The 5,566-nt window shown below is 59.1% G+C and carries 4 protein-coding genes; 1 reads left to right on the forward strand and 3 read right to left on the reverse strand.

The genetic code is table 11. From position 1 onward, the window contains the following. Nucleotides 1-40: 40 nt before the first annotated feature. The 3 genes from hglS to AC1DRJ_RS18275 all read right to left on the reverse strand — a co-directional run bounded on the left by hglS (nucleotide 41) and on the right by AC1DRJ_RS18275 (nucleotide 4,133). Entirely contained in the window at nucleotides 41-1,426 is a 1,386-nt protein-coding gene (hglS, locus tag AC1DRJ_RS18265; RefSeq protein WP_477803394.1) for a 2-oxoadipate dioxygenase/decarboxylase HglS, read from the reverse strand. Nucleotides 1,427-1,708: 282 nt separating this feature from the next. Further along, a complete protein-coding gene (locus tag AC1DRJ_RS18270) occupies nucleotides 1,709-2,656 on the reverse strand; it encodes an alpha/beta fold hydrolase (protein ID WP_477803395.1) in 948 nt (315 codons plus the stop codon). A 22-nt stretch (nucleotides 2,657-2,678) separates the two neighbouring features. Then, entirely contained in the window at nucleotides 2,679-4,133 is a 1,455-nt protein-coding gene (locus tag AC1DRJ_RS18275; RefSeq protein ID WP_477803396.1) for a flavin-containing monooxygenase, read from the reverse strand. Nucleotides 4,134-4,324: 191 nt separating this feature from the next. On the opposite strand from AC1DRJ_RS18275, the gene AC1DRJ_RS18280 reads away from it, so the two are divergent. Then, nucleotides 4,325-5,398: a diguanylate cyclase gene (locus AC1DRJ_RS18280; RefSeq protein WP_477803397.1), complete on the forward strand. Its 1,074-nt coding sequence runs from the start codon at nucleotides 4,325-4,327 to the stop codon at nucleotides 5,396-5,398. The last annotated feature ends 168 nt before the right edge of the window (nucleotides 5,399-5,566 follow it).

Here is a 5,566-nt window from a genome sequence, read left to right on the forward strand (position 1 = left end):
GCCGGACGCAGGCTGCGCCAGCTGCTACACGTTGCACGTTTTAGATCGCGTGGCCCAACGCGGCATAGCATTCTTCAACCGAACGCCGCTGGGTCTCGGCATACAACCCCAACTCATCAATCGTCGCGCGCCCCAGCGCCTGTTCAAACGCCTGCTGGTTCGAATGCACGCCATAGTGGGTTTGCGCCGCGTCCCCCAGGTTCGACTGGAAAATCCCCGCTGCGCTCACCGGCAGAAAATCCTCATACACCAGCGGTTCAACCCGCAGGTAACCGCCGTCGAGCAAATCCTCCAGCGACAACGATTCCAACGCATCCGCCGCCTGACCTTTTTCCGTCACGAAGTAGCGGAAGTAAGCCAGTTCCTGTCGGCGCATGCCTTCGTAGGTGTCAGGGAATTCGCCAAAGTGCTGGGCCATCAGCGCGTTGTAGCGTGCGGCATTGGCTTCATTGGGGAAGTCTTTAAGCTCGTCCCGTGCGGCATTGAGCAAACGATCATAGAGCGCCCGGCCTTTAGGTGTCAGCGCGGCGCCACGTTGTTCGATTTCACCGAAGCGTGCGCTGTGACTGCCCTGGGTTTCAGCTTGATCGGTGAAAGCAACCGGCTCGTCCAGCGCCTTGAAACTGGTCTGGCGCAGCAGGATCGGGCACTGACGGCGGGGTGGGCCTTCGATCACCGCTTTGGGGGTGATGCCATGGGCCGGCATCTGCGCCTGGACGATGTCGATGTCCAGCGTGCGCGGCGTCAAGTGGTTGATGTGTGGGCCTTTGAAGGCCAYGACGTCGGCGATCAGGCGATGCTGGGCGCTGAGTTTCTGGTATTGAGCAGCGGTGACGGTGGCGCTGTGGTGCCAGCGAAAGGTTTCCAGGGCCTGTTCGACGAAGTGCTGCGCCTCGTCTTCAGTAAGACCGCCCTCGGTTTCAGCACGCTCGATCAGCGTCAGCGCCGCCGGGGTAAAGATCTGGCGTTTATCCAGCACCGACTGAGCGAACGCGCGCAATTCAAGGTCTTCGATCAGCTCCAGGCGCAGCAGCGAGGTGAACACGCGAAACGGGCTGACCTGTAACGCCGCTTCGTGCACCGCGCGAAACGCCGTGGAATGTACCGGTACGCCGGCCGGAGTCAGGTCGTAATAACCCACCGGTTGCATGCCCATCACCGCGAATAAGCGGGCGAGGGTGGCCAGTTCTGTGGCGGTGCCGACGCGGATAGCACCGTGACGCTCAAGGTCCAGGCGCTCGATTTCGCCGGTACTGTTCAACTGACGGGCGATCTGCGGGTCGTTGTCCAGTACGTATTGGTTGGTCTGCTCCACCAACTCCATCAGCGCGCCGTACAACGGCACTTCTTCGCGGTACATGTCGGACATCGCTTTGGAGAAGCGTTGGCGGATCAGGTCAGGGCTGACGAAGCGTGGCTGGTTCATGAAAAAAATTCCTGGCGCGGTGACGTAAAGGATGTGCGAAAAGATCGCAGCCTTCAGTGCCGCCGACAAACGAAGAATCTTACGAACTTCATTCTGCCAAGGACTGCTTCGCAGTCGGACCTGTAGCAGCTGCCGAGCACCGCGAGGCTGCGTCCGGCGGCGGAGCCGTCGTAAACCCGGAAAACGCGGTTTAACTGAAAAACCGCGGGGCCTGATTTCACGACGGCTTCGCCGCCGGACGCAGCCTCGCGCTGCTCGGCAGCTGCTACAGGGCCGGCGGTGTTACTGGTGGGAGCGGCTTTCCGTGCGCAGCGATCCCAAGAACTCCCGATACAGTCGTGCGGTATTGGCGGGCTGTTCGACCATCGGCATGTGGCCACTGTGATCCCAGATATGCACCCGCAGATCGACGATGCCTTTGCTCCAGACCGCCACGCTGCTGACGTCGATCAAACGATCTTTGTGCCCCCACAGCAACAGCGCCGGGCACTTGATGTCGGCCAGTTTGGGTTCCATCGGCGGGCTGGCGCGAAAATCGTTGAAGATTTCTTCCAGTTCATCGCGGCTTTTTTCATAGCGATGGGCAATGGCGTCCAGCACCACGCGGGGCACCCACGGCGGTTCGGCCATGGTCATTGCGTAGAAATATTGAAACTCTTCCCGCGAATGAATCAGAAACGGATTGTGGCCCTTGGCCAAATGCCGCTCCAGATCGCTGGCCTCGGGCGCGGTGACCCCGGCCGGGTCGATCAGCGCCACGGAAGCGATCCGGTCCGGGTACGTGGCCGCCAGCCACGCCGCGATGTAACCGCCCATTGAGTTGCCGATCACATGCACCTTCTCGACACCGCAGACATCCAGCAACTGAATTATCCGCTTGGCTTGCAACGGGATGTCATAGCCGCCGCCGGCCTTGAAGCCGGTTTCGCCATGCCCCGCAATGTCCGGAATGATGACCCGATAATTACCGACAAAGTGCCGGGCAAAGCGCAGCCACAGATTTTTGTCGGCGCTGTAGCCGTGCAGCATCAGCACGCTGCTGGATGCTTCATACGGCCCGCCTTGCCAGGTCGAGACGGTCATCTCGTTGATCGGCACGATGATTTTGTGCAGCCGATACAGCTTGGCTTCAACGGCCATGCACAAGTCATACAGCCAATAACCGATGGCCGGATAGTTCAACCAGCTCCAGGCCACGACAACCGCGATGATGACAACGAATAGAAGCATCGTATGACTTCCTTTTACGTGATCAGGACAGGATGTGGTCGGCGGGTTTCAAGGCCCGGGTCAAACGGTGATAACTGAAACTGAAGCCCGGAAACATGGCGATCACATGACCGCTCTTGCTTTGGTACCAACTGTGGCACCCTCCGGACTTCCATACGGTGCGCTCCATTTCACGGTGGATCATTTCAGTGTAGGTACGTTCCGCTTCGGCGCGAACTTCAATGCTGCGTAAACCTTGAGCTTTTAACGTACGGATGCAGTCGAGGATGTAATTCATCTGCGACTCGATGATGAACAGCGCCGAGGTGTGGCCGATGCCGGTGTTGGGGCCGGTTACAATGAACAGGTTCGGGAAGTCCGGCAGGCTGGTGCCCAGATAGGCCCGGGGATACTGGGCCCAGACGTCCTTAAGTTGCGTGCCGTGCTTGCCGGTGACCGGGTAGGAAATCACCCCGTCGGTGGCGTCGTAACCGGTGGACCAGACGATCAGGTCGAGGTCGATGTGCTGGCCATCCTGGGTGWCAATGCCGGTTTCATCGATAGAGGCAACGCCGTTTTCGCGACTGTTCAGGGTCACATTGCTGCGGCTGAGCGTCGGATAGAGGGTGCTGGAGACAATCACCCGCTTGCAGCCAATGGTGAAATCCGGCGTCAGTTTTTTCCGTAATTCGGGGTCTGGCACCTGACGCTTGAGGAAGCGCAGGGCGTGTTGCTGGACCATGTGGATGGCCGGTTTCGAGTATTTGAAGGCAATCACCCGGGTTTCGAACTGCCAGTAGATCATCCAGCGCAGCAGTTTGTAGGCGGGTTTCAGGCCCAGCAGCCAGCGCTGGAACGGGCCAAATGCGCGGTCGGCCCGGGGCAGCACCCAGTGCGGCGTGCGTTGAAACACGTGTAGGTGCTCAACATCCGGAGCAATCGCCGGGATGACTTGCGCGGCACTGGCTCCACTGCCGATGATGGCCACGCGTTTCTGCCGGTAATCGTAGGAATGATCCCAGTTGTTGGTGTGAAAGGTCTTGCCCTGAAAGCGTTCCATGCCCTCGAAGTGCGGGACGACCGGTTGGCTCAACGGCCCCGTCGCGTTAATCAGAAACTGTGCGTAAAACGTGCCTTTGGTGCTGGTGTGCACGCCCCAGCGTTTGCTGGCGTCATCCCATTCGATCCGTTCGACATTGGCTTCCAGCTCGACCTTGTCGCGCAGTCCGAAGTGTTCCACCACGTACTGGGTGTAGCGGTGCAGTTCCGCCTGCTCGGCGAACATTTGTGTCCAGCGATAGGGCGCAAAAGACAGCGAATACAGGGGCGAGGGCACATCCACTGCCGCGCCGGGATAGGTGTTCTGGCACCAGGTGCCGCCGAAAAAGTCCCGCCGTTCCAGCAGGCGAAAATCGTCTATGCCGGCCTTGAGCAAATTGATCGCCGCGCACTGACCGCCAAAACCGCTGCCGATGATCAACACTTGAAAAGTTTGCATGGGCTTCCTTTCTTATCATTGTTTATTGAACCCTCTCTTCATGTATAGCCAAACATTGACGACTCGCGTGGTGGCAATACCCCGGTATTCAAGCAGCTCGCCGGTGATGGCAATTTAACGGCACCCTGATAGACTCTCAACGCACCTGCAACCCGGTGTTATCAGGTTCCGTTCAGTGRCTCAGAGGCCCTATGGTAAATTCGGGAGGAAAAGGACTTTCATTGGCCAGGAGGCTCTACGCATCGCGAACCCTGGGCTTGGCCTTGGGATTGTTGTGCGTGAGCGCTGCGATGTACCCACTCGACCCGGCGCCGTGGGTGTGGGGGCTGATGGTGTTCAACGGCGTGTTCTGGCCGCACGTTGCCCATCAGTGGGCGCAACGGGCCAAGGTGCCGATTCACTCCGAGCATCGCAATATCCTGGTCGACGCCTTTCTCGGCGGTTTCTGGGTGGCGGCCATGCAGTTCAATCCGCTGCCCAGCGTTGCAACGCTGTCGATGATGGCGATGCACAATGTCGCCATCGGCGGTTTGCGTTTTTTGTTAGTAGGCTTTGTTGCACAGATTCTCGGGATGGTGGTTGGAGGGTTGGTGTTTACCCCGACGTTCATCCCGTCGACGACGCCGTTGCAAATGTTCGCCTGCATGCCCTTATTGATTGTGTATCCCTTGTCGTTGGGCTGGCTCTGCTTTCGTCAGGCCACTACCCTTGGCCGACAAAAGTGCGAGTTGCTGGCCCTGAGCCGCACCGACAGCCTGACCGGCCTGTTGAACCATGGCGCCTGGAAGGATCAACTGGAAGTCGAATTCCAGCGCTGCCAACGCCAGCGGCAGGGCGGGGCGATTGCGCTGATCGACATCGACCATTTCAAAAACATCAATGACACCTACGGCCACGTCGCCGGAGACATTGTGTTGCGCCAGCTGAGCAAAATGCTCAAGCAAAACTTGCGCGCCACCGATGTTGCAGGGCGTTATGGCGGTGACGAGTTCTGCGTGATCTTGCCCGACGTGCCATTGAACGGTGCGGCCGCAGCGATGGAAGCCTTGCGCGACCGTTTTGCCTCGTTGGGTTACGAGCAGAGTCCAGGGTTGAAGGTCAGCTTGAGCATCGGTCTGGCGGCGTTTGACCCGACGCATACCGACGCAACCTTGTGGCTTAACGATGCGGATCAGGCGTTGTACGAAGCCAAGACCACTGGGCGCAATCGGGTGATCTGCCGCAGCAATGGCACGCCCTATCACGAATTGCTCAATCCAGTCTGATCCATCACCTCCAATCCTCTGTGGGAACGAGCCTTGTGGCGAGGGGGCTTGTCGGACCGCCCCGTTTGAGTGCGCAGCACTCACAGGATGTTGTTGCATCAGAAATTTTGGGGCTGCTTCGCAACCCAACGGGGGCAAGCCCCCTCGCCACAGGGCTCAGTCCTACAG

It is taken from the genome of Pseudomonas sp. P5_B2, from assembly GCF_056400445.1.